The organism is Bacillus sp. mrc49 (assembly GCF_002803435.1).
The window spans coordinates 113,812-135,432 of record NZ_PHNG01000688.1; the positions used below are offsets into that span (position 1 = coordinate 113,812).

Sequence of the window (21,621 nt, forward strand, 5' to 3'; positions counted from 1 at the left end):
TGGACAAAGCTGGGTGGAATGTATGAAATTTAAAATGATGTATTCATTTTTGAATGCAGATTTGCAATTAATAGAAAAAGAATTGGAAGACGCTATTGAAGCGGATTCCACTGTTTTAAGGGAAGCCTCCCTGCATTTGCTGCAATCCGGCGGAAAGCGGATCCGTCCGGTATTCGTCCTATTGGGCGCCAAGTTTGGCGATTATGATATTCACATCGTAAAGCATGTTGCGGCGACATTGGAACTGATTCACACGGCTTCGCTTGTGCATGATGATGTTGTGGATGATGCAGATTTGCGCAGGGGATCTGCAACCATCAAATCAAAATGGGATAATCGTGTCGCCATGTATACAGGCGACTTCATTTTTGCACGTGCACTGGAAATGATGTCAGTGATCGAGTCACCCCTTGCGCACCAAATTCTCGCGGATACGATGGTCGAATTATGCCTTGGGGAAATAGAACAAATTAAAGATAAATACAATTTCGAACAAAATTGGCGGATATACTTCAGGAGAATCAAACGGAAAACGGCATTGCTTATCGCTTCCAGTTGCCAATTGGGGGCGATTTCAGCGGGTGTTGATGAAAAGATCCATCAAAAGCTATTTAAATTCGGATATTATGTCGGGATGTCTTACCAAATCACCGATGATATATTGGATTTTACGGCTTCGGAGGAAGAACTTGGAAAACCAGCTGGAAGTGATTTGATCCAGGGGAACATCACATTGCCCGTCTTGATTGCAATGGAAGACCCAAAACTGAAGAAGCTTATCGAAACGGTTCGTGAGGATACGCCTAAAGAAGAAATGAGCGCTATCATACAAGCGATAAAATCTTCCGGTGCCATCGAACAGGCAGCGAAGGTCGGTGACCTGTATTTGGAAAAGGCGTTTACTGAATTGAAAGGCTTGCCAGCCATAAAAGCGAGAAAAACATTATCCGATATCGCGAAAAACATCGGAAAAAGAAAGTTTTAATACTTGCAGTTGCGAAACTGCTCAAACAATGGTAATATTCTAAAAGGATTGCCTTATATAGGCAAATAACAATGATACATATTAGGAGTGACAATAATGGAAAGAACATTTTTAATGGTTAAGCCTGACGGCGTTCAACGCAATCTAATCGGTGAAATCGTTTCCCGTTTTGAAAAAAAAGGCTTCCTGCTTGCAGGGGCAAAATTGATGGTCATTTCTCAGGAATTGGCTGAGCAACATTATGGCGAGCATAAAGAACGTCCTTTCTTTGGCGAATTAGTGGACTTCATCACTTCAGGTCCTGTCTTCGCAATGGTTTGGGAAGGTGAAAATGTAATCGCGACTGCACGTCAAATGATGGGTGCCACTAACCCTAAAGATGCCGCTGCTGCAACTATTCGCGGTGATTTTGCCGTAACTGTCGGCAAGAACATCATTCACGGATCTGATTCAGCTGAAAGCGCTGTACGCGAAATCGGTTTATTCTTCAAAGAAGAAGAACTTGTTGAGTATTCAAAACTTGTTAACGAGTGGGTTTATTAATCAATAGATTCAAATGAATGTTAAAGCGGATTTCATCGCCCTCATGCGACGGAATCCGCTTTTTTATTTTGGGCCTTTAAAGAAAAAATGCCATTCTCCGATATATATAGAAGAACTATTTAAAATAAATATGTGCAAGGGAGTCGTGGGGATGCCTCAAGAATATGAAGCGTTTATTCGGAATATCAAGATGCTGACAGGTATCGATTTGGCATTATACAAGGAAGGGCAAATGAAAAGGCGACTGACATCTTTATACGAAAAAAGAGGGTATCATTCATTCGGTGAATACTATAAAGACATCCAAGCCAATCCCGGCGTTTTAAACGAGTTTTTGGATAGGATGACCATCAATGTTTCTGAATTTTATAGAAATGCGAAAAGATGGGAAGTGTTGGAGCATAAAATCCTTCCTGGCTTATTGGGGAGCAAAAAAAAATTAAAAATCTGGAGTGCGGCCTGTTCAACGGGTGAGGAACCCTATACGATAGCAATGATTCTAGCAAATCTCGTCCCGCTAAGCCAAATAGAAATTTTGGCAACGGACTTGGATGTAAATGTCTTGGCACGGGCGAAATTGGGGATGTACCCGGAAAGATCCTTAAATGAAGTTCCAGAAGAAATAAAAAGGAAGTACTTTAAAAAAGAAGCGGATTTTTATCTGGTTTCGGATGAAATCAAGAAGAGGGTCACATTCAAACGGCACAATCTTCTTTCGGACCGCTTTGAGCAGGGATTCGATTTAGTCGTTTGCCGTAATGTGTTGATATACTTCACTGAAGAAGCCAAAAATCTATTGTATGAGAAGTTCAGTGCATCGCTGATTGGAGGGGGGGTATTTTTTGTCGGAAGTACGGAGCAAATATTCACCCCTGGAAAATATCAATTTGAAACGATTGACACATTTTTTTATCAAAAAAAGTGAATACTTATCCATAAGGGACTGATCGTGCATTCGCATTCAGTCTCTTTTCGCTTGCTCTAATATGCCCGATGGGGCCGCGGGCCAAGATCAGAGTGATTAAACTATATCGAAAATGTTGGAGAAGATGTAAAATAAAATGAATAATGAATAAATTCAACGTACAAAAAGGTTTTTAGGTTTACATATACCCACATTGAATAAAATTGTGGTATATTGATACATATACACTTTAAAGTGCTAAAAGGGGGCTGGAAGATGAGATACTTAACAGCGGGAGAATCACATGGTCCGCAGCTAACGACAATTATTGAGGGATTACCGGCTGGAATGCCGATTACGAATGAAGATATCAATGAAGAACTGGGACGCCGGCAAAAAGGGCATGGGCGTGGCCGAAGGATGCAGATCGAGAAAGATCAGGCGTTCATATCCTCGGGGATCAGACATGGCTATACATTAGGTTCACCTGTAGCATTAGTGGTGGAGAATGACGATTGGAAACATTGGACAAAAATCATGGGAAGTGAAGTTCTTTCAGAGGAAGAAGCTGAAGGAGTCAAACGGAAAATCACGCGTCCTCGTCCAGGGCATGCCGATTTGAATGGCGGTATCAAATATGGACATCGCGATTTGAGAAACGTTTTGGAACGGTCATCAGCCCGTGAAACGACTGTAAGGGTAGCGGCAGGTGCCGTGGCTAAAAAGCTATTGTCGTTATTGGGGATTGAAGTGGCCTCACATGTTCTGGAAATTGGCGGAGTGAAGGCAGAACCGCCGGTATATGAAACGATTCAGCAATTGCAGCAAGTGACAGAGGAATCTTCAGTTAGATGTTTCGATAAAAACGTCGAGCAGCAGATGAAGGATGCCATCGATGAAGCGAAACAAAAGGGAGATTCCATCGGGGGCATCGTTGAAGTCATTGTCGAAGGAATGCCTGTTGGTGTAGGAAGTTATGTACATTATGACCGTAAGCTTGATGCAAAACTTGCTGCTGCAATCATGAGCATCAATGCATTTAAAGGGGTCGAGATCGGAATTGGTTTCGAAGCGGCCCATCGCTTCGGCAGTGATGTCCATGATGAAATTGCCTGGGATGAAGACAAGGGCTATTACCGGAAAACAAATCGCCTTGGCGGCTTTGAAGGCGGTATGACAACTGGCATGCCGATCGTTGTGCGCGGTGTAATGAAGCCGATCCCGACTTTATATAAACCTTTGAAAAGTGTTGATATTGATACGAAGGAAGTGTTCGAAGCAAGTGTCGAGCGTTCCGATAGTTGTGCAGTTCCTGCAGCGGCAGTAGTTGCCGAATCAGTAGTGGCATGGGAGCTTGCGGCTGCCATCGTCGATCAATTCCCTTCAGATCGTTATGAACAGTTAGCTGAATACATAAGGTCGTATCGGGAAGACGTAAAGGGGTTTTAATAGATGGAAACCATCCAAATAACAACGGTCTCCAAGCAATATCCCGTTTTGGTCGGTAAGAAGGCAATACAGGAACTGCCAGAATTAATAACAGCTGAATTCAATCACCTAAACAAGATTTTGATCATAACAGATGAGAAGGTTGCTGAGCTGCACTTGCAAACCGTGAAACATGCATTGATCAAGACCGGAAAACCGGTACTGCAGCATATCGTGCCTGAAGGGGAGCATGCAAAAACATTCGAAGTGTTTTATGAATGCCAAGGCTACTGCCTATCCCAGAAACTCAATCGCAAGTCATTGATTATTGCCCTTGGCGGCGGAGCAGTCGGTGACTTGGCTGGGTTTGTTGCGGCCACATTCATGAGGGGAATCCCATTCATCCAGATTCCGACGACTTTGCTAGCCCACGATAGTGCCGTGGGAGGCAAGGTCGCCATCAACCACCCTTCAGGGAAAAATATGATTGGTGCCTTTCATCAACCTGAAGCGGTCATTTATGATCTGGATTTTTTACAAACTCTGCCGCTGAAAGAATTAAGGTCAGGTTTTGCTGAAGTGATTAAGCATTCCTTGATTGCCGATAATGACTTTTATCATTGGCTAAAGTCGAATATTGTGGACTTGAATGAGATTACGGATGAGCAATTTCTGACAATGATCACAAAAGGAATCGCCATTAAAGCGGCAATTGTCGAAGAAGATGAGAAAGAAATGGGCATTCGTGCGTTTTTGAATTTTGGCCATACACTTGGACATGCAGTGGAGGGTTCCATGGGTTATGGGAATTTTACACATGGAGAATCGATTTTAATCGGGATGGTTTATGCTCTTAAATTGAGTATGAAAAAAGAGGGTCTCGATTTTAACCTTGAGGAATTCATTGATTGGGTGTCTCAATTAGGCTACCAAATTACCATACCAGACCGCCTTGAAACTGCAGCGTTACTTCATTTAATGAAAACGGACAAAAAATCAGTCAATGAAGCAGCTACCTTTGTCCTGCTAAATCAGGTGGGGTCACCAATATTAAAAGATATACCCGACTCTGAGCTGATAGATGAAATGACTGAAATGAAATAAATTAAAGGAAAAGGGGGAACTGTGTGTGATAAGAGGAATTAGAGGTGCCACTACAATTGAAAGAGACACAGAAACGGAAGTGATCGCCGCCGTCGAAAAGCTGATGGCGGAAATCATCCAGGTCAATGAGATTGATCCTGACACGGTTGCCTCCGTATTTTTTTCAGCTACGGATGAGATCCGTTCGGTTTTCCCTGCCAAAGCCTTGAGGAAATTCGACGGCTGGACCTATGTACCGGTAACATGCATGAGGGAGATACCTGTGAGCAACTCCCTGCCATTCTGCATCCGTGTCATGATTCATGTCAATACAACGAAAACGCAACAAGAAATAAAGCATATCTATCAGGAAGGGGCCATTGCATTACGGCCGGACTTGATAAAAAAGGGGTAAGGCGGTTCGAACCCAGGAATATGATATACTATTCTCACACTTTCTGGCTTTAAAGTGATAAAAACTATAGAGGTGATTGACATGAAATGGAATGAAGCGGTCCTTTCCTTGAAATCTTACCAACCGGGAAAGTCCACAGATGAAGTGAAGAAATTGTACGGTCTCGAAAAAATCACGAAACTCGCGTCTAACGAAAATCCGTTCGGGTGCTCAGAAAAGGTCAAGGAATCCGTCAGGAATTCAACCCATTCTTTTGCCATCTATCCGGATGGCTATGCAACGATGCTTAGAGAAGCTGTTGCGAAGCATACAGGCGTGAAGCAGACTCAGCTTATCTTTGGGAATGGCTCTGATGAAAACATTCAAATCATTTCCAGAAGCCTATTGGGCGCAGGAAAGAATACGGTCATGGCAACGGGCACTTTCTCGCAATACCGTCATAATGCTACGCTTGAAGGTGCAGAAGTCAGGGAGGTTCCCCATCTTGATGGTGCGCATGATCTGGAAGGCATGCTGAAGGCGATAGATGAAAAAACCGCGGTAATCTGGTTATGTACACCGAATAATCCTACAGGGAAATACATCCCGGAAAAGGAACTATTATCGTTCATCGAAAAGGTGCCTGAAGATGTCCTTATCGTACTGGATGAAGCATATTGTGAATATGCAACGGCTGAGGATTACCCAAGAACGAATCAATGGATCAATAGATTCAAAAATTTGATCATACTGCGCACATTTTCAAAGATTTATGGTCTTGCCAGCTTCAGGGTAGGATACGGATTGGCGGATGAGGATATCATTCAGAAGCTGGACCCATCGCGCGAACCATTCAATGTCAACACATTCGCACAGAATATCGCTATCGTTGCTTTGGAAGACCAAGCTTTCATAGAAAAATGCAAGGATGAAAATCAAAAAGGCCTCAAGCAGTACTACGAATTTTGCGACAAGGAAAATTTAGCGTATTATCCGTCACAAGGCAATTTCATTTTTATCCACTTTAAACATGATGCCGATATGGTGTTCCAATATTTACTTGAGCACGGATACATTGCAAGGAGTGGGAAAGGTTTCGGTTTTCCTACCAGCTTGAGGATAACGATTGGTTCAACTGAGGAAAACGAAGGAATGATCAATGCGATTAAAACGTTCTTGAATGAAGTCGAGGCACCATCTGATTCGCTGCTATAACATGCATCAAACCTTATGGAGCCTCAAAGGATGCGGGGGAGAGAAGAGTGAAGGGAAAGGTTTTTGTAATAGGTCTGGGGCTAATTGGAGGATCATTGGCCAAGGCTGTCCGCCATGCACATCCTGAAGCGGTGATAATTGGTACGGATATCAGTGAAAAGAATATTCAACTCTCGATGCTGCTGGGAACGATAGATGATTCCGTTTCTACTCTGGAAGCGGGGGCGTGTGAGGCTGATTTGATCCTTCTTGCTGTGCCTGTCAATGAGACCGTCAAGATTTTAGCACAATTGGCTGACATGAATTTAAAGAGTGACGTCCTCATATCCGATGCGGGAAGCACGAAGGATACAGTCGTAAAGGCAGCAAAACCATTGATTGATAAAGGGGTGGCCTTCATCGGGGGGCACCCTATGGCTGGTTCACATAAAAGCGGCGCAGGAGCTGCCAAGCTGCATTTGTTTGAGCATGCGTTCTATTTGCTTACACCGGGAGACTCCATCGAGGAGAAAAAGGTGGAACGGCTGAAGGAATGGCTAAAAGGAACAAGAGCGAACTTTTTGGTCGTCACTCCTTCCATGCATGATAAGCTGACGGGTGTCGTCAGCCATTTTCCACATATTGTCGCATCAGGTCTTGTGAAGCAGGCAGAAAATTATAGCAAGGAAAACAAATTGATTTCCAGGCTCGCGGCCGGTGGCTTTCGTGATATCACAAGAATAGCTTCTAGCAGTCCGGAAATGTGGCGTGATATTCTGTTGCATAACCGGGATGTGTTACTTGAGTTAATGAAGGATTGGCTGGCTGAAATGGAGCATGTAAAAGGTTTGGTGGAGGATGGAGATAGTGAGGAAATCCTTCGCTTCTTTGCGGATGCCAAGGTTTTCAGGGATGATTTGCCGACTCACGCCAAAGGTGCCATACCAGCCTTTTATGATTTATATATCGATATACCGGACTATGCGGGAATAATTTCAGAGATTACCGGATATCTGGCGCAAGAAGGAATCAGCATTACGAACATAAGAATCATCGAAACCAGGGAAGAGATATACGGTGTTTTGGTCATTAGCTTCCAAACGGATGTTGACCGCATTAAAGCAGCGGATTGTATCTCCAGACATTCAGATTATGAAACGATCCTGGCATGATGACAGGGGAAGGAAGGTAGCATGAAAACGAAAAAATTACAAACCGATATCCAATCATTACGCGGTTCGATAGACATACCTGGGGATAAATCGATCTCCCATCGCTCGATCATGTTCGGGGCTCTTGCCGAAGGTGAAACGACCGTCACTAATTTTCTTCCGGGAGCCGATTGTTTAAGCACGATTTCGTGTTTTAAACAGCTTGGCATCCAAATCGAACAGGAAGGGAAGCGTGTCCGTATCAAGGGTAAAGGGTTCAAGGGATTAACCGAACCAAAAGAAGTGCTGGATGTCGGAAATTCCGGGACGACAATTCGATTAATGACGGGTATCTTGGCAGGACAAGATTTTTCGGCGGTACTGACAGGAGATGAATCAATAGCCAAACGGCCAATGACCAGGGTGGTGAATCCTCTCCGTCAGATGGGGGCGGTCATAGACGGCCGTAAGGGAGCAGAATATACCCCGATCTTCATCAGAGGAGGCAAGCTGGAGGGTATCCGCTATGAATTGCCTGTGGCAAGTGCACAGGTCAAATCGGCGATAATCCTGGCAGGCTTACAGGCGGAGGGTGAAACGATCATTGTTGAACCGGAAGAGACTCGTGATCATACCGAAAGGATGATCCAGGCGTTTGGCGGGAAAATCGAAAAAGATGGACATACCATTAAAGTGGGCGGAAATCAGGTTTTCAAAGGAACTACCGTACATGTGCCGGGAGATATTTCCTCGGCCGCTTTCTTCTTGGTGGCAGCTGCGGTTACAAAAAATAGTGAAGTCGTCTTAAAGAATGTCGGCCTAAATCCGACAAGGACTGGAATCCTCGAAGTCATGAAAGCGATGGGAGCGGATATCACGATCGAGAAGAAGACGAGTGGAGGCGAACCGGCAGGGGATATCACTGTGAAGAGTTCACGCCTAAAAGGAATCACCATCTCAGGTGACCTAATTCCGCGCTTAATTGATGAAATACCGGTCATTGCGCTTCTGGCAACACAGGCAGAAGGGGTAACTACGATCAAGGATGCAGCAGAACTGAAGGTTAAAGAAACCAATCGAATCGATACGGTGGCCAATGAGCTATCGATTCTTGGCGCTGATATAACGCCTACAGCAGATGGATTGATCATCAATGGAAGTAAGACCCTGAATGGTGGAAAAGTTACAAGCCATGGAGATCATCGCATCGGAATGATGCTCGCTGTCGCCGCATTGATAACGGATGGGGATGTTGAACTTGTCGACCCTGATGCGATTGATGTCTCTTATCCTGAATTCTTTGAGCATATGACGCATTTAATACAATGAATGTCCAAGAGTTTACGGCCCTTGACCAGGACCGTAAACTTTTTTTTTCATTTTTACGTGCTTGGAAATGTTGAAAGCGCTGACATTTTGCGTGAATGGGTCATGAAATTTACGAAAAGGGCCTTCGAATCAAAAAGGAGATTGACCCTGGCATGGAGAATTAACTAGTAACCTTTTTTTAATGAGAATGGAGGGGACTTCATCAATGGAATACAGGGCTGCAGTATGGTAAACTAAGAAATACTGTTTACAAGGCATCTCACGATTACATGGGCATTCTGTCATAATGGAAAAGGACATGACATTATCGCGTGAGATTGTTTGATCAGAGACCAGTTTATCTTGCAAAAGGAAGGAATTCGCAATGAACACAGTGGAACAAGTAATCCAACATTTAAAAAAAGGGGAATTAACAGAAGCTCTTAAACATATAAATCGAATTAAATCATCGGAGTCAGCGGAGGACATTTTGCTGCTGGCCGAAGAAATGCTTCAGCTTGGTTTTGTGGAGGAGGCGAAAGACCTTTTCGAACATCTCCTTGAACTCTATCCTGATGAAGGCGAATTGATGGTTTCATTGGCTGAAATCTTGATTGACATGGACCAGGAAGATGAAGCGATGTTGATGCTTGAAAAAGTACGTGCAGATGATGAGGTATATCCAAGTGCTTTGCTTTTGGAAGCGGACCTTTACCAATTACAGGGAATGGATGAGGTCAGTGAAAGAAAACTACTGAAAGCCAAGGAAATACTGCCTGATGAGATCATCATTGATTTTGCGCTTGGTGAACTGTTTTTCCATCAAGGCAGGGATCAGGAAGCCATTGCAAATTACATAAAGGTATTGGAACATGAACAGGAAATATCCGGAGTCAATGTACATCAGCGGCTTGCTGAAGCATTAAGCAGCTCAGGCAAGTTCGAGGAAGCCCTCCCGCATTTTGAAAAAGCCTTGGAGGATGGACTTGAAATCAACACATTATTCGAGTATGCATTTACAGCTTTCCAAGCAGGTCTTTATGAGACGGCCGTCCGTAAATTTATCGAGCTGAAAGAATTGGATCATGAATATCATTCCTTGTATTTATACTTGGCAAAGAGTTATGAGCATCTGGAGGATTTGGAAAATGCCTTGAAAACGGTCAAAGAAGGAATCAAGGCTGATGAATTCAATAAGGAGCTTTATTTCTTCGGCGGAAAAATAGCATTGAAAAGCGGACTCGATGAAGAAGCGGAAAATCTATTTAAACAAGCTCTTGCCCTTGATCCAGGCTACCTGGAAGCGGCGCTTACCCTCTTGAAATTGTATATGCATCAGGAAAGGTATGAAGATATCTTGGAGTGCATCGGAGAAGTGAGGAGATACGGAGAGGATGATCCTCAGTTTGAATGGATAGCCGCCGTATCTTACCAGCACACCGAACAATTTAAAGAGTCATTAACCAGCTATCATAATGCATATAATTCATTCAAGAACAATCAAGATTTCCTCGAAGACTATGGTTTCTTTTTAATTGAAGAAGGAGACAGAGCCACATCTAGAGAAGTATTTAATAAGCTGCTTGAGATTAACCCGGCGAATGATGAGTATGCCATGATTTTGGAGCGGCTTGGTGAAGGCTCGGATGAAGCGTAAGTTAGCGTAACCAAACTAAATCAAGACAGAGGAGGGAATTCATGGTGGCTGCCCCTGTTTCTGTGAATGAGAAGAAGGATTTTATTCGGTGGTTTTTAAATCATTATCAACTTAAACGAAGAGAATGCGTTTGGATATTGAATTATTTAATGAGTCATGATCAACTGATGAAAAAAGTTCACTTCGTGGAAAATGCCCAATATTGCCCTCGTGGACTCATTATGTCGACACATTGTGTGGAAGAGGTCCCATTCCGGTTTTATAAGTCCAATATCATGACGACCGATGCAGAGAAATCCTTTCACGATATTCGATTGAACCGGGATGAAGATATTTACATCCAACTCAATTTCAAATCGGCTTACTCTTCCTACCAATATGCAGCAGTTTTGGAGCAAAACCCATTCATGCCAAAATCGACGGCATCCAATGAAAAAGATCAGTTGCTGGCAGAACAATTTTTAGAAAAAAGCATGCTCTATTTTCAAAGGGACCGCCTGCTGAAGGAAATCGATGAGGCATTGGATAAGCATGATGAACTAGCATTCAAGAGCCTGACTGAACAATTGAATCAATTGAAAGTACTTGGCTGACATAAGGTTTCAGACTGTAGGCAAAAGGGTTCCGGAATGTATTCATTCCGGGACCCTTTTGATTTTTTTATTGGCTTCAATAGAGCTTTAACAAATACTGTTAAATGTAATTTGTTATTTGTAGCCATAAGGACGATTAAATGAGTGAACGGACGAAAAAAGTGGAGAACCGGCCGAATAAACTTGTGAACGGACGAAAAAAGCGAAGAACCGGCCGGATAAACCTGCGAACGACGAAAAAAGTGAAGAACCGGCCGGATAAACCTGTGAACGGCCGAAAAAAGCGAAGAACCGGCTGAATAAACTTGTGAACGGCCGAAAAAAGCGAAGAACCGGCCGAATAAACTTTTGAACGGACGAAAAAAGTGAAGAACCGGCCGAATAAACTTGTGAACGGACGAAAAAAGTGGAGAACCGGCCGAATAAACTTGTGAACGGCCGAAAAAAGTGGAGAACCGGCCGAATAAACTTGTGAACGGCCGGTTTAACCATCTTTGGATAGGCGAGTGCTTGCAACGGAAAGAAGCAGTGAAATATAAAAAAACTAAGAATTGTATACAAGAAAACCTTTCGGTTTTCAGGATAGGTTTTTTCATAAAATATAGATAAAATCCACATTTTTGTAAAGACTATGGGTATATGGTAAATATGACATAAAAAGCATGGTAAAATGATAAGGAGTTGATTCGAAAAATCGGGAGTGAAGAGAAAGTATGAGATGGACAGCAAAAGAACTTGATATGTATAGTCAGTCAAAGGAATATGTGGATACCGTTTTGATTCCATTGGTTCCCCTTTCTTTCGGAGGCCAAATGAAGCAAACGGGCTCGATGAATGAATTTCTTACCATTTTAAGCATGGAAATTGAAAAACAAATGAAGGGGCGGATCCTGCTGATGCCATCCTTCCATTATATAAGCAATGAAATGGATAAGGTGGAACGTTTGAAGCATTGGGCAACTGAACTGAAGGAAAATGATATCAGGCATATTTTTTTTCTAACATCGGATTATGAGTGGAAGAAGGATGAACGGGAGTTGGAAAATAACCTAATATGGATCCCGGCCATACCATTGGAAAGCCTGGAAAATGAACAAGCCAGGGGTATGATCAATCAACAGGTTCTCCAAATCCTTGATATTTTCACTTATAATTGGAAAAATGAAAAAAAGTAGGATTTTTCGCATAATTTGACACATAGTTGCCACCTTTTGGGTTTTACAAATATTGACCTTGGTAAATTATTGAGATATCATGGAAATGTCCTAGTTTTATAGTGTTGCTATTTATTGGTCCTTTGGGCTCTCAGTATAGTAATAGAGGGGGGGAAAACGCATGAGCAAGCATAATGTTTCACGACGTCAATTCCTTAATTACACACTGACTGGCGTTGGTGGATTTATGGCGGCCGGTATGTTGATGCCGATGGTAAGGTTTGCGATCGATCCTGTATTATCTGCAGATAAAGGCGGGGATTTCGTTGCAACCAAGCAGAAGGTAAGCGAACTGACTGCCGAACCGACTCGTGTTGACTTTAGTTTTAAGCAGGTCGATGGGTGGTATGAGTCCGAAGAAACGAATACAGCTTGGGTTTACAAAATGGATGATGGTAAAATCATTGCTTTATCTCCAATCTGTAAGCATTTGGGCTGTACGGTAGCATGGAATACGGATAAGTCTAATCCGAATCAATTTTTCTGTCCTTGCCATTACGGCAGGTATACGAAAGATGGAGTGAACGTGAAAGGGACACCTCCGGTTAAACCTTTGGATGTCTATGAAACGAAAGAAAAAGATGGAATTCTTTACTTGGGTCGACTAAAACCGCACGGGGAGGCGTAAACATTGTTAACAAAGTTATATGACTGGGTGGACGAGCGTTTAGACATTACGCCGTTATGGCGGGATATTGCTGACCATGAGGTTCCTGAACATGTTAACCCCGCACATCATTTTTCCGCATTCGTATATTGTTTTGGTGGGTTAACATTCTTTATCACGGTCATCCAAATCTTATCAGGCATGTTCTTGACGATGTACTATGTCCCGGACATTAAAAACGCTTGGGAATCTGTTTATTATTTACAAAATGAAGTGGCCTTCGGTCAAATTGTCCGTGGAATGCATCACTGGGGAGCAAGTCTGGTCATTGTTATGATGTTTTTACATACTCTTCGTGTCTTCTTCCAGGGAGCTTACAAAAAACCGCGTGAATTGAACTGGATGGTCGGCGTATTGATTTTCTTCATCATGCTGGCACTAGGATTGACTGGTTATTTACTGCCATGGGATATGAAAGCGCTATTTGCGACGAAAGTTACTTTGACAATTGTCGATTCGGTACCGTTAATGGGTCCGGCACTCAGGGCCTTGATTGCAGGAGATCCAACCGTCGTTGGGGCACAGACATTGACACGATTCTTCGCCATTCATGTATTCTTCCTGCCTGCAGCGTTATTTGCTTTACTGGCGGCTCATTTCCTAATGATCCGAAAACAAGGTATTTCAGGTCCACTTTAATAGAATTATGAACCAATAACCAAAAAAACCTTTTCATAAAGGAGGGGAATTGTTCAATGCATCGTGGGAAAGGTATGAAATTCGTAGGTGACTCGCGTATCTCTGCGAACCGTAAACCGAATATTCCGAAAGATTATTCAGAATATCCTGGTAAAACTGAAGCATTTTGGCCTAATTTCCTTTTAAAGGAATGGATGGTCGGGGCTGTGTTCCTTGTTGGCTACCTATGTCTGACAATTGCACATCCATCTCCATTGGAAAGGATAGCAGATCCGACGGATACAGCGTATATCCCGCTTCCTGACTGGTATTTCCTATTCCTTTACCAATTACTTAAGTATACGTATGCCTCAGGTCCTTACAATGCAATAGGGGCTCTTGTCATTCCTGGTTTGGCTTTCGGGGCATTGCTCCTGGCGCCTTTTTTAGACCGTGGTCCAGAGAGGAGTCCAGCAAAACGTCCGTTTGCTGTGGGCTTCATGCTTTTGGCAATTGCCGGTGTATTTTATTTAACCTGGGAGTCCGCTGCCCATCATGATTGGGAAGCCTCCAAGAAGCAAGGGGCAATCGTAGAGGGTGCAGACATCGATAAAGATAGTGATGGATACAAACTGATGGATTCCAATGGCTGCATTAGTTGCCATGGCGCTGAGTTAACTGGCGGGGCTGGAGCGCCAAGCTTGATTGACACTGGTTTAAAGCCGGAAGAAATCGCTAAAATCGCTCGCAAAGGACAAGGTGCGATGCCAGCTGGCATGTTTAAGGGTTCAGATAAAGAATTGGACACATTAGCTGAATTCGTATCTGGATTATCAGCAAAATAAGAATCCTGCCCAGTTTCCTTCAAAAGCTGAAAAGGAAAGCTGACAACTCATGTTGTCGGCTTTTTTATTGGTAAATGCAAGTGAATATGAAAAGAAATTGAAATCAATTCTTGGTTTTCACGATCAAGACCTGTAAAATGAGAATAATTGAAGAGGTAAGAGAGGTTAACGGAATGAATGTTATATATGGTTGGCTTGCCAGCCGGCAAATGCTTGTTTTATTATTCATCATAAATATTCTTGGTACAGCATTTGGGTATTATTGGTATGGAGGGCAATTGGAGAACACACCAGGCATATTTTTGGCCTTCGTACCGGATAGCCCGACAGCCAGCTTGTTTTTCGTTTTTGTACTATGGGGCTTCCTTTTAAAAAGAAATTTCGGGTTAATGGAAGCTTTGGCCATCATTACGCTATTCAAATATGGCATCTGGGCAGTTGTCATGAATGTAATGACGCTTGTGACAACGGGTACTTTACCATGGGAAGGGTATATGTTAATGGCTTCCCATTTGGGCATGGCGATTCAAGGGATATTATATGCGCCATTTTACCGGATAAAGCCTTGGCATTTGGTTGTCGCCGGAATTTGGACGATACATAATGACATAATTGATTATGTTTTTGAAATGATGCCGATCTACCGTGACTTATTGATGTATATGAATGAAATCGGCTACTTTACTTTTTGGCTCAGTATCCTTTCCATCTTTGTCGGTTGGTACTTCGGGTATAGGAAAAACAGGATCACACTTTCTTTCATCCATTAGAAAAGTTAACCTCGCTTACAGGTTTTGTAAAGGCGGGGTTAACTTTTTTATGTGGAACAAGGTCTACTCATCTTTATTGTTTCATATCGTTTTAGTAGAGATATGAGGAGGGACGAGTAGCATGTTAAAAAAATCCATATTAACCATTGCTGTTTTATTTGTCGTCTTACATTTCCCTGTCTATGCAGAATCCTCTTCAAGTTTGGAGCAATTGGATAACATTTCCGATAGAGCCTTGGAAATGACCAAGTTGAAGCGATATGGAGATTCGGAAAAGATGCTGACGTATTTTTCTGACCGGTTTTTAAAGGAGACAGCGAAAGAGCAGATTCTTGACATGGACGAACTTCGGATTATCACTGTAGCTCATAATGAGGCGTTGATGACGATAAAGGATATGAATAAGGGAGATTCCGAAAAGGTTAATTCTGTGACGAAATTCCGCCTTGTCGTTGATGCGGTCAAGTCAACACATCAGCCCCTTTGGACAGAGATGGAGGATCAGATGATGAGTTCTTTCCAACAGACGAAGAATGCCGCCATCAACCAAGACGCGATTACATTCAATAGCCAGTTGAACTTATTCCTTTCACAATATGAAATGATCTATCCCAGCTTGAAAGTGGACCTTTCCAAGGAAACGATGCAGCAATTGGACACTCGGATTCAATACATTAACCAGTACAGACCGGAAGTGATCAATGATGGTGAAAGTCAAAAGGAGTTGGACGCTTTACAAACCGAGCTAACCTCCATTTTTGAAGATATGGGGGAAGATGATACCGATCCTTCGCTTTGGTGGGTCATCATATCTACAGGCAGCATCATCATCATGACCCTTTCTTATGTAGGCTGGAGAAAATATAAAGGAGATCGGGAAAAACCAAGAAAACAACATAATGATTAAAAACGGAAGGGAAGAGAACACTATATTTGACAGGGGTGTCTTCTATCCATAGAATTAAGAGTAATTATAGTTATAGGAGGATACCATGTATTTCATATATTTGGCGATTATCATTTTAATCCCGATTTATGCACAAATGAAAGTGAAAAGCACGTATAAAAAGTATTCGCAGGTTCCGGCATCTTCCGGGATGAATGGTGCTGAGACGGCAAGGGCCATCTTGGATCAAAATGGACTGTTCAATGTCAGGGTGGAAGAGACGCCTGGGATGCTGTCCGATCATTATGATCCACGGGATAAAACGGTACGGTTATCAACAGACAACTATCACGGCCATTCAGTTGCAGGGGTAGCGGTTGCGGCGCATGAAGTCGGACATGCGATCCAGGATAAAGAAGCCTATGCATTCTTGCGGTTCCGCCATGCACTGGTACCGGTCGCTAACTTTGGATCGAACATATCTTGGATCCTGATTTTAGTCGGGATGTTGGCTCGTATTCCAGGATTACTACTGGCGGGGATCGTATTCATGGCAGCGGCTGTAGTATTCCAAGTGATTACACTGCCGGTCGAATTCAATGCTTCGTCTCGTGCAATGGATCAGCTCGTTTCCGTTGGTGTCATCCGGAATGACGAAGAGCGGGAAACGAAAAAAGTATTGAGTGCAGCTGCGATGACGTATGTTGCTGCCGCTCTTGTAGCAGTACTTGAATTGGTCCGCCTTTTGCTCATGTATACAGGCATGACGAGGGATGAGGATTAATAGGTAAAGGACGCCATCATGTGATGGCGCCCTTTTTTTGTTTCCGCTTATACAGACGGAGACGGCTTGTTATGAAAGTAAGCCTTTCCGGGAACCCTTCAGAATGATGAATCATCTTTCAATCGGATTCTTATTCTCATCGAGGGTGAAGCCCTCACCCAATACATCATGCACTTCACTTACTGATACGAAGGCATGGGGATCCACTGACGTAATGGCATTTTTTAAACGGACCAGCTCATTTTTGGCAACGACGCAATAGAGAACTTCCCGATCATTCCGTGTAAATGAACCATATCCACGTAAGACTGTTACGCCCCGCTCCATATCTTTCATGATTTTTTCAGCAATTTCCTGGTTCTTTTCACTGATGATCATCGCACCCCTGGCTGCATATGCGCCCTCCTGCATGAAGTCAATGACTCTTGCCCCGATAAATACGGCAACAAGGGTATACATCGCTTGTCGATAGTTCAAGTAGGTGAGGATGGAAAGGCCGATCACGATTGCATCAAAGATGAACATGGTCCGGCCCATGCCCATTCCTAAATAGCGATGTGCAAAACGGGCAATGATATCGACTCCTCCCGTTGTCCCCCCGTACCTGAAGATTATGCCAAGGCCGACGCCTACAAAGACCCCTGCAAACAACGCGACCAGCATCAAATCGCCTCCGAGGTCGATGTTGATTTGGTACTTTTCGAACACCCATAGCCATACCGAGAGGCCTACCGTTCCAATGAGTGTATATAGGAAGGAGGTCCGACCTAAATATTTCCAACCGATTAAAAACAGGGGGATGTTCAAAACCAAATTGGAATAGGAAGGATTTATGCCTACAAGTTGATATATAATCAAGGTTAGACCGGTGAAGCCGCCCTCGGCCAAGTTATTTTGCATGTTAAAATGCACGAGGCCAAAGGCAAAGATCCCAGCCCCAAATAGGATGAATAGTGTATTTTTTAGTTTTAAGCCGAAAAGCATTCTCCATACCTCCAAACGGTTGAGTAAAACATCAATTGACTTATTATAACTAATTAGCCAACTATGGGCAATTTTGATTCGCGAACGTATCTGTTGTCATCTGTTTCACTTTTAGCTAACATGGAGAAGATATGAAGTTTGTAAACGAAAATCGAGATTGGGTGACTATATGGAAAAGCACAAGACGATTCAACACATGCAGGCTGAGGTGGACCAATACATAGGACAATTCAAGGAAGGCTATTTCAGCCCGCTCGCCATGCTCGCTCGCATGACTGAAGAGCTGGGGGAATTGGCGAGGGAGGTCAATCATCATCATGGTGAAAAACCGAAGAAAACAACGGAGGAAGAGAACACGGTCGAGGAAGAATTGGGCGACATGCTTTTTGTTTTAATTTGTTTTGCCAATTCATTAGGGATCGACCTCCAAAGCTCACATGATAAGGTGATGCATAAGTTTACAACCCGTGATAAAGATAGATGGACAAAAAAAGAAGATAATACGGAGGGGGAAAGTAAAGATGAGTAAAGTAAAGGTAATTGTAGCGGGTCCGCGCGGCAGAATGGGAAATGAAGCGGTGAAGCTCGTCCAAAGGACGGAAGAATTTGAATTGGCGGCTGTCATCGATCACAAGCATAACGGGATAAGCCTTTCCTCCATAGAAGGTTTTCAAGGCATGGATGTGCCTGTTTTTTCGGATATTAACGAATGCTTTTCTTCGGTGAAAGCAGACGTATTGATTGATTTGACTACGCCAGAAGTGGGGATGTACCATACCGAGACCGCACTGAAGCACAACATCAGGCCTGTAGTGGGCACGACCGGCTTTACCAAGGAAGATTTAACGAAGCTGGAATCATTGACAAAGGAAAAAGGTATCGGCTGCATCATTGCACCAAACTTCGCGATAGGTGCCATTTTGATGATGAAGTTTTCCCAAATGGCGGCTAAATACTTCCCGGATGTAGAAATCATTGAAATGCACCATGATCAAAAACTGGATGCCCCTTCAGGCACCGCCTCGAAAACGGCAGATATGATTGCGGCGGTTAGGGAAACGAAGCAGCAAGGTCATCCTAACGAGAAGGAAACCATCCAGGGCGCAAGAGGAGCGAATGTGGACGGCATGCATATCCATAGCGTTAGGCTTCCAGGACTCGTCGCTCATCAACAGGTGCTTTTCGGAAGCGATGGGGAGTTATTGACGATTAGACATGATTCCTTCAATCGGGCTTCCTTCATGTCAGGAGTTAAACTTGCAGTAGATACCGTCATGAAATTGGACATACTTGTATACGGTCTGGAAAATATTATTGAATAGGGAGTGGAGGATTGACGATGAAAATTGCCTTGATTGCCCATGATAAGAAAAAAGAAGATATCATTCAATTTGTAACAGCGTATAAAACTGTATTTCAGCAGCATGAGTTATTTGCCACAGGTACGACCGGAAAACGGATCATGGAAGAAGTATCCTTGACAGTTCACCGTTTTCATTCGGGTCCGCTTGGCGGAGATCAGGAAATAGGCGCCATGATTGCACGGGGGGAAATGGATATGGTCTTATTTTTCCGCGATCCATTAACATCACAGCCCCATGAACCGGATGTATCGGCCCTTATCCGTCTTTCCGACGTATATGAAATACCCCTGGCCACCAATATGGGTACGGCAGAAGTACTGGTAAAAGGCTTGGAGCATGGGTATATGGATTGGCTTAAACTACGAAAAAAACAAGGTGAAATCAATGATAAGCAAAAGTAATATAGATATCCTGGCGTTCGGTGCACATGCGGATGATGTTGAAATCGGTATGGGCGGCACGATCGCCAAGTATGTACAGCAAGGTAAGCATATCGTGATATGCGATTTGACAAAGGCTGAAATGTCATCGAACGGAACCATCTCATTAAGACAAAAGGAAGCTAAAAGGGCGGCAGACATCCTTGGAGTGGAGAGAATTTCCTTGGATTTACCCGACCGGGGGCTTTATATGAAAGCGGAATACATAAATCAAATCATTACCGTCATTCGCCAGTATAAACCTGCTCTCGTATTCGCCCCTTTTTCAGCGGATCGCCATCCCGATCATGGAAACTGTGCAAAATTAGTGGAAGAAGCAGTTTTTTCTGCGGGAGTGAGAAAGTATATGGAAGAAGGCAGCAGCGATTATCATCGTGTCAAAAATATGTATTATTATATGATAAACGGTTTTCACAAGCCGGACTTCGTCGTGGACATCACTTCTACATTACCGACGAAGCTTGATAGCCTCAGGGCATATGCTAGCCAATTCGACAAAACGGCTGGAGCGGCGGACACACCGCTTGTGAATGGTTATATCGAGACGGTAGAGGCACGGGAGCGAATGTTCGGCAAAGAAGTCGGTGTCGCGTACGCTGAAGGATTCATGACAAAGAAACCGTTATTGATTGATGCCGATTTGTTAGGAGATAACTAATCTTATGAAATTAAAAATTGGAATTACCTGCTATCCCACAGTTGGAGGTTCAGGTGTCGTAGCCACTGAGTTAGGCAAGATGCTTGCGGAGAAGGGGCATGAAATACATTTCATTTCTTCAAGCCTCCCTTTTCGCTTGAATAAGATGTATCACAATATTTATTACCACCAAGTGGAAGTGAATTCGTATTCCGTGTTCCAATACCCCCCATACGACCTTGCGCTTGCGAGCAAGTTAGCTGAAGTAGTGAAACGGGAGAAACTGGATATTCTTCACGTTCATTATGCCATTCCCCATGCTGTTTGTGCGATTTTGGCCAAGCAAATGTCGGGCAATGAAGTGAAGATCGTCACCACGCTTCACGGTACAGACATCACCGTGCTGGGACATGATCCTTCCCTGACCAATTTAATAAAGTTCGGGATAGAGCAATCAGATGTCGTTACCGGTGTGTCTAATTCACTTGTCCAACAAACATATGATTTGATCGCTCCCGATAAGGAAATTAAAACCGTATATAACTTTATTGATGAAAGGGATTACCATAAATCAAATTCAGATTACCTGAAGGATGAATATGGGATCAAGGATGACGAAAAAGTGGTCATCCATGTTTCTAATTTCCGTTCCGTCAAGCGTGTGAAAGACGTCATCCAGGCGTTTTATTTAACTCAAAAGAAAATCCCTGCCAAGCTTCTCCTCGTTGGGGATGGACCGGAAGTGACAACCGTATTGGCCTTGGCGAAAGACCTTGGAATCGATGAATCGGTCCTTTTCCTTGGAAAACAGGATAACCTTGCCGAATTATATTCAATCAGTGATTTGCTATACCTGTTATCGGAAAAAGAAAGCTTCGGCCTGGTGCTTTTAGAAGCGATGGCATGCGGAGTTCCTTGTATCGGAACCGATATTGGCGGCATTCCGGAGGTCATCGTTGATGGGGAGACCGGTTATATTTGTGACCTGGGAGATGTCGCGACGGTGGCCGAAAAAGCGGTCGGTCTATTAAGTGATCCCGCCCTGCATGAACGTTTTTCTGAGGCTGCTCTGGAAAGGGCCAATACTGATTTTCATTCAGATACGATCATGTCGCAATATGAAGCCATTTACCTGGAAGCTTTAGAAGCTAAATCCATCAAATAGGGAGGGG

The 21,621-nt window shown here is 43.4% G+C and carries 24 protein-coding genes; 23 read left to right on the plus strand and 1 reads right to left on the minus strand.

Annotated elements, in window-relative coordinates; translation table 11 throughout:
• Positions 1-22 precede the first annotated feature (22 nt).
• The 18 genes from hepT (at position 23) to CVN76_RS11935 (ending at position 17,024) form a co-directional block, all read left to right on the plus strand.
• On the plus strand, positions 23-985 hold the full coding sequence (hepT, locus tag CVN76_RS11850) for a heptaprenyl diphosphate synthase component II (protein WP_100531401.1): 963 nt from the start codon (positions 23-25) through the stop codon (positions 983-985).
• 96 nt (positions 986-1,081) lie between these two features.
• Entirely contained in the window at positions 1,082-1,528 is a 447-nt protein-coding gene (ndk, locus tag CVN76_RS11855; protein ID WP_034308008.1) for a nucleoside-diphosphate kinase, read from the plus strand.
• A gap of 151 nt (positions 1,529-1,679) precedes the next feature.
• Positions 1,680-2,453 (plus strand): CheR family methyltransferase, encoded by a 774-nt coding sequence (locus CVN76_RS11860; RefSeq protein ID WP_100531402.1) that lies wholly within the window; start codon positions 1,680-1,682, stop codon positions 2,451-2,453.
• Between the two features lie 255 nt (positions 2,454-2,708).
• Positions 2,709-3,881 carry a chorismate synthase gene (aroC, locus tag CVN76_RS11865; RefSeq protein ID WP_100531403.1) on the plus strand — a complete coding sequence of 391 codons (1,173 nt, stop codon included), beginning with the start codon at positions 2,709-2,711 and terminating at the stop codon, positions 3,879-3,881.
• 3 nt (positions 3,882-3,884) lie between these two features.
• Complete coding sequence (gene aroB / locus CVN76_RS11870; RefSeq protein ID WP_100531404.1) at positions 3,885-4,964, plus strand: 3-dehydroquinate synthase; 1,080 nt, start codon at positions 3,885-3,887, stop codon at positions 4,962-4,964.
• A 25-nt stretch (positions 4,965-4,989) separates the two neighbouring features.
• Complete coding sequence (gene aroH / locus CVN76_RS11875; RefSeq protein ID WP_100531405.1) at positions 4,990-5,358, plus strand: chorismate mutase; 369 nt, start codon at positions 4,990-4,992, stop codon at positions 5,356-5,358.
• 81 nt (positions 5,359-5,439) lie between these two features.
• Complete coding sequence (gene hisC / locus CVN76_RS11880; protein ID WP_100531406.1) at positions 5,440-6,552, plus strand: histidinol-phosphate transaminase; 1,113 nt, start codon at positions 5,440-5,442, stop codon at positions 6,550-6,552.
• 47 nt (positions 6,553-6,599) lie between these two features.
• Entirely contained in the window at positions 6,600-7,703 is a 1,104-nt protein-coding gene (locus CVN76_RS11885) for a prephenate dehydrogenase (RefSeq protein ID WP_100531407.1), read from the plus strand.
• A gap of 21 nt (positions 7,704-7,724) precedes the next feature.
• Positions 7,725-9,011 carry a 3-phosphoshikimate 1-carboxyvinyltransferase gene (aroA, locus tag CVN76_RS11890; protein ID WP_100531408.1) on the plus strand — a complete coding sequence of 429 codons (1,287 nt, stop codon included), beginning with the start codon at positions 7,725-7,727 and terminating at the stop codon, positions 9,009-9,011.
• 364 nt (positions 9,012-9,375) lie between these two features.
• On the plus strand, positions 9,376-10,647 hold the full coding sequence (locus tag CVN76_RS11895; protein WP_100531409.1) for a tetratricopeptide repeat protein: 1,272 nt from the start codon (positions 9,376-9,378) through the stop codon (positions 10,645-10,647).
• Between the two features lie 41 nt (positions 10,648-10,688).
• On the plus strand, positions 10,689-11,240 hold the full coding sequence (locus CVN76_RS11900) for a ReoY family proteolytic degradation factor (RefSeq protein WP_100531410.1): 552 nt from the start codon (positions 10,689-10,691) through the stop codon (positions 11,238-11,240).
• 713 nt (positions 11,241-11,953) lie between these two features.
• A complete protein-coding gene (locus CVN76_RS11905; RefSeq protein ID WP_100531411.1) occupies positions 11,954-12,415 on the plus strand; it encodes a YpiF family protein in 462 nt (153 codons plus the stop codon).
• Between the two features lie 160 nt (positions 12,416-12,575).
• Positions 12,576-13,082 carry a QcrA and Rieske domain-containing protein gene (locus CVN76_RS11910; RefSeq protein ID WP_061144276.1) on the plus strand — a complete coding sequence of 169 codons (507 nt, stop codon included), beginning with the start codon at positions 12,576-12,578 and terminating at the stop codon, positions 13,080-13,082.
• Positions 13,083-13,085: 3 nt separating this feature from the next.
• On the plus strand, positions 13,086-13,760 hold the full coding sequence (gene qcrB / locus CVN76_RS11915) for a menaquinol-cytochrome c reductase cytochrome b subunit (protein WP_061144275.1): 675 nt from the start codon (positions 13,086-13,088) through the stop codon (positions 13,758-13,760).
• 56 nt (positions 13,761-13,816) lie between these two features.
• Positions 13,817-14,584 carry a menaquinol-cytochrome c reductase cytochrome b/c subunit gene (locus CVN76_RS11920; protein ID WP_061144274.1) on the plus strand — a complete coding sequence of 256 codons (768 nt, stop codon included), beginning with the start codon at positions 13,817-13,819 and terminating at the stop codon, positions 14,582-14,584.
• A gap of 173 nt (positions 14,585-14,757) precedes the next feature.
• A complete protein-coding gene (locus tag CVN76_RS11925; RefSeq protein ID WP_100531412.1) occupies positions 14,758-15,354 on the plus strand; it encodes a DUF1405 domain-containing protein in 597 nt (198 codons plus the stop codon).
• 121 nt (positions 15,355-15,475) lie between these two features.
• Positions 15,476-16,261, plus strand: a complete 786-nt coding sequence (gene ypjB / locus CVN76_RS11930; RefSeq protein ID WP_100531413.1) for a sporulation protein YpjB — start codon at positions 15,476-15,478, stop codon at positions 16,259-16,261.
• Positions 16,262-16,346: 85 nt separating this feature from the next.
• Positions 16,347-17,024, plus strand: coding sequence for a zinc metallopeptidase (locus CVN76_RS11935; RefSeq protein ID WP_100531414.1), 678 nt, complete (start codon positions 16,347-16,349; stop codon positions 17,022-17,024).
• 111 nt (positions 17,025-17,135) lie between these two features.
• Here the strand turns inward: CVN76_RS11935 and CVN76_RS11940 are convergent, their stop codons facing one another.
• Entirely contained in the window at positions 17,136-18,008 is an 873-nt protein-coding gene (locus tag CVN76_RS11940) for a YitT family protein (protein ID WP_100531415.1), read from the minus strand.
• A 169-nt stretch (positions 18,009-18,177) separates the two neighbouring features.
• Between CVN76_RS11940 and CVN76_RS11945 the strand changes: the two genes are divergently transcribed.
• Genes CVN76_RS11945 through bshA form a run of 5 tightly spaced genes read left to right on the plus strand, consistent with a single transcriptional unit; the run spans position 18,178 to position 21,614 of the window.
• Entirely contained in the window at positions 18,178-18,537 is a 360-nt protein-coding gene (locus CVN76_RS11945) for a nucleotide pyrophosphohydrolase (RefSeq protein WP_100531416.1), read from the plus strand.
• On the plus strand, positions 18,530-19,330 hold the full coding sequence (gene dapB / locus CVN76_RS11950) for a 4-hydroxy-tetrahydrodipicolinate reductase (RefSeq protein WP_100531417.1): 801 nt from the start codon (positions 18,530-18,532) through the stop codon (positions 19,328-19,330). The genes CVN76_RS11945 and dapB overlap by 8 nt, the downstream gene beginning before the upstream one ends.
• A 17-nt stretch (positions 19,331-19,347) precedes the next feature.
• Positions 19,348-19,773 carry a methylglyoxal synthase gene (locus tag CVN76_RS11955; protein WP_100531418.1) on the plus strand — a complete coding sequence of 142 codons (426 nt, stop codon included), beginning with the start codon at positions 19,348-19,350 and terminating at the stop codon, positions 19,771-19,773.
• The gene (gene bshB1 / locus CVN76_RS11960) at positions 19,757-20,470 is read left to right on the plus strand and encodes a bacillithiol biosynthesis deacetylase BshB1 (protein ID WP_100531419.1); all 714 of its coding nucleotides are present in this window, start codon (positions 19,757-19,759) and stop codon (positions 20,468-20,470) included. The genes CVN76_RS11955 and bshB1 overlap by 17 nt, the downstream gene beginning before the upstream one ends.
• 4 nt (positions 20,471-20,474) lie before the next feature.
• Positions 20,475-21,614, plus strand: coding sequence for an N-acetyl-alpha-D-glucosaminyl L-malate synthase BshA (bshA, locus tag CVN76_RS11965; RefSeq protein WP_100531420.1), 1,140 nt, complete (start codon positions 20,475-20,477; stop codon positions 21,612-21,614).
• Positions 21,615-21,621 lie beyond the last annotated feature (7 nt).

Excerpts from the sequence above, each read along its gene's own strand:
- aroC (WP_100531403.1), top strand. The coding sequence starts at position 2,709 with ATGAGATACTTAACAGCGGGAGAATCACATGGTCCGCAGCTAACGACA.
- CVN76_RS11900 (WP_100531410.1), top strand. The coding sequence starts at position 10,689 with ATGGTGGCTGCCCCTGTTTCTGTGAATGAGAAGAAGGATTTTATTCGG.
- dapB (WP_100531417.1), top strand. The coding sequence starts at position 18,530 with ATGAGTAAAGTAAAGGTAATTGTAGCGGGTCCGCGCGGCAGAATGGGA.
- aroB (WP_100531404.1), top strand. The coding sequence starts at position 3,885 with ATGGAAACCATCCAAATAACAACGGTCTCCAAGCAATATCCCGTTTTG.
- CVN76_RS11955 (WP_100531418.1), top strand. The coding sequence starts at position 19,348 with ATGAAAATTGCCTTGATTGCCCATGATAAGAAAAAAGAAGATATCATT.
- CVN76_RS11925 (WP_100531412.1), top strand. The coding sequence starts at position 14,758 with ATGAATGTTATATATGGTTGGCTTGCCAGCCGGCAAATGCTTGTTTTA.
- ypjB (WP_100531413.1), top strand. The coding sequence starts at position 15,476 with ATGTTAAAAAAATCCATATTAACCATTGCTGTTTTATTTGTCGTCTTA.
- CVN76_RS11920 (WP_061144274.1), top strand. The coding sequence starts at position 13,817 with ATGCATCGTGGGAAAGGTATGAAATTCGTAGGTGACTCGCGTATCTCT.
- hisC (WP_100531406.1), top strand. The coding sequence starts at position 5,440 with ATGAAATGGAATGAAGCGGTCCTTTCCTTGAAATCTTACCAACCGGGA.
- CVN76_RS11935 (WP_100531414.1), top strand. The coding sequence starts at position 16,347 with ATGTATTTCATATATTTGGCGATTATCATTTTAATCCCGATTTATGCA.
- CVN76_RS11905 (WP_100531411.1), top strand. The coding sequence starts at position 11,954 with ATGAGATGGACAGCAAAAGAACTTGATATGTATAGTCAGTCAAAGGAA.
- bshA (WP_100531420.1), top strand. The coding sequence starts at position 20,475 with ATGAAATTAAAAATTGGAATTACCTGCTATCCCACAGTTGGAGGTTCA.
- CVN76_RS11945 (WP_100531416.1), top strand. The coding sequence starts at position 18,178 with ATGGAAAAGCACAAGACGATTCAACACATGCAGGCTGAGGTGGACCAA.
- CVN76_RS11895 (WP_100531409.1), top strand. The coding sequence starts at position 9,376 with ATGAACACAGTGGAACAAGTAATCCAACATTTAAAAAAAGGGGAATTA.
- ndk (WP_034308008.1), top strand. The coding sequence starts at position 1,082 with ATGGAAAGAACATTTTTAATGGTTAAGCCTGACGGCGTTCAACGCAAT.
- CVN76_RS11910 (WP_061144276.1), top strand. The coding sequence starts at position 12,576 with ATGAGCAAGCATAATGTTTCACGACGTCAATTCCTTAATTACACACTG.
- CVN76_RS11860 (WP_100531402.1), top strand. The coding sequence starts at position 1,680 with ATGCCTCAAGAATATGAAGCGTTTATTCGGAATATCAAGATGCTGACA.
- CVN76_RS11940 (WP_100531415.1), bottom strand. The coding sequence starts at position 18,008 with ATGCTTTTCGGCTTAAAACTAAAAAATACACTATTCATCCTATTTGGG.
- aroA (WP_100531408.1), top strand. The coding sequence starts at position 7,725 with ATGAAAACGAAAAAATTACAAACCGATATCCAATCATTACGCGGTTCG.
- bshB1 (WP_100531419.1), top strand. The coding sequence starts at position 19,757 with ATGATAAGCAAAAGTAATATAGATATCCTGGCGTTCGGTGCACATGCG.
- hepT (WP_100531401.1), top strand. The coding sequence starts at position 23 with ATGAAATTTAAAATGATGTATTCATTTTTGAATGCAGATTTGCAATTA.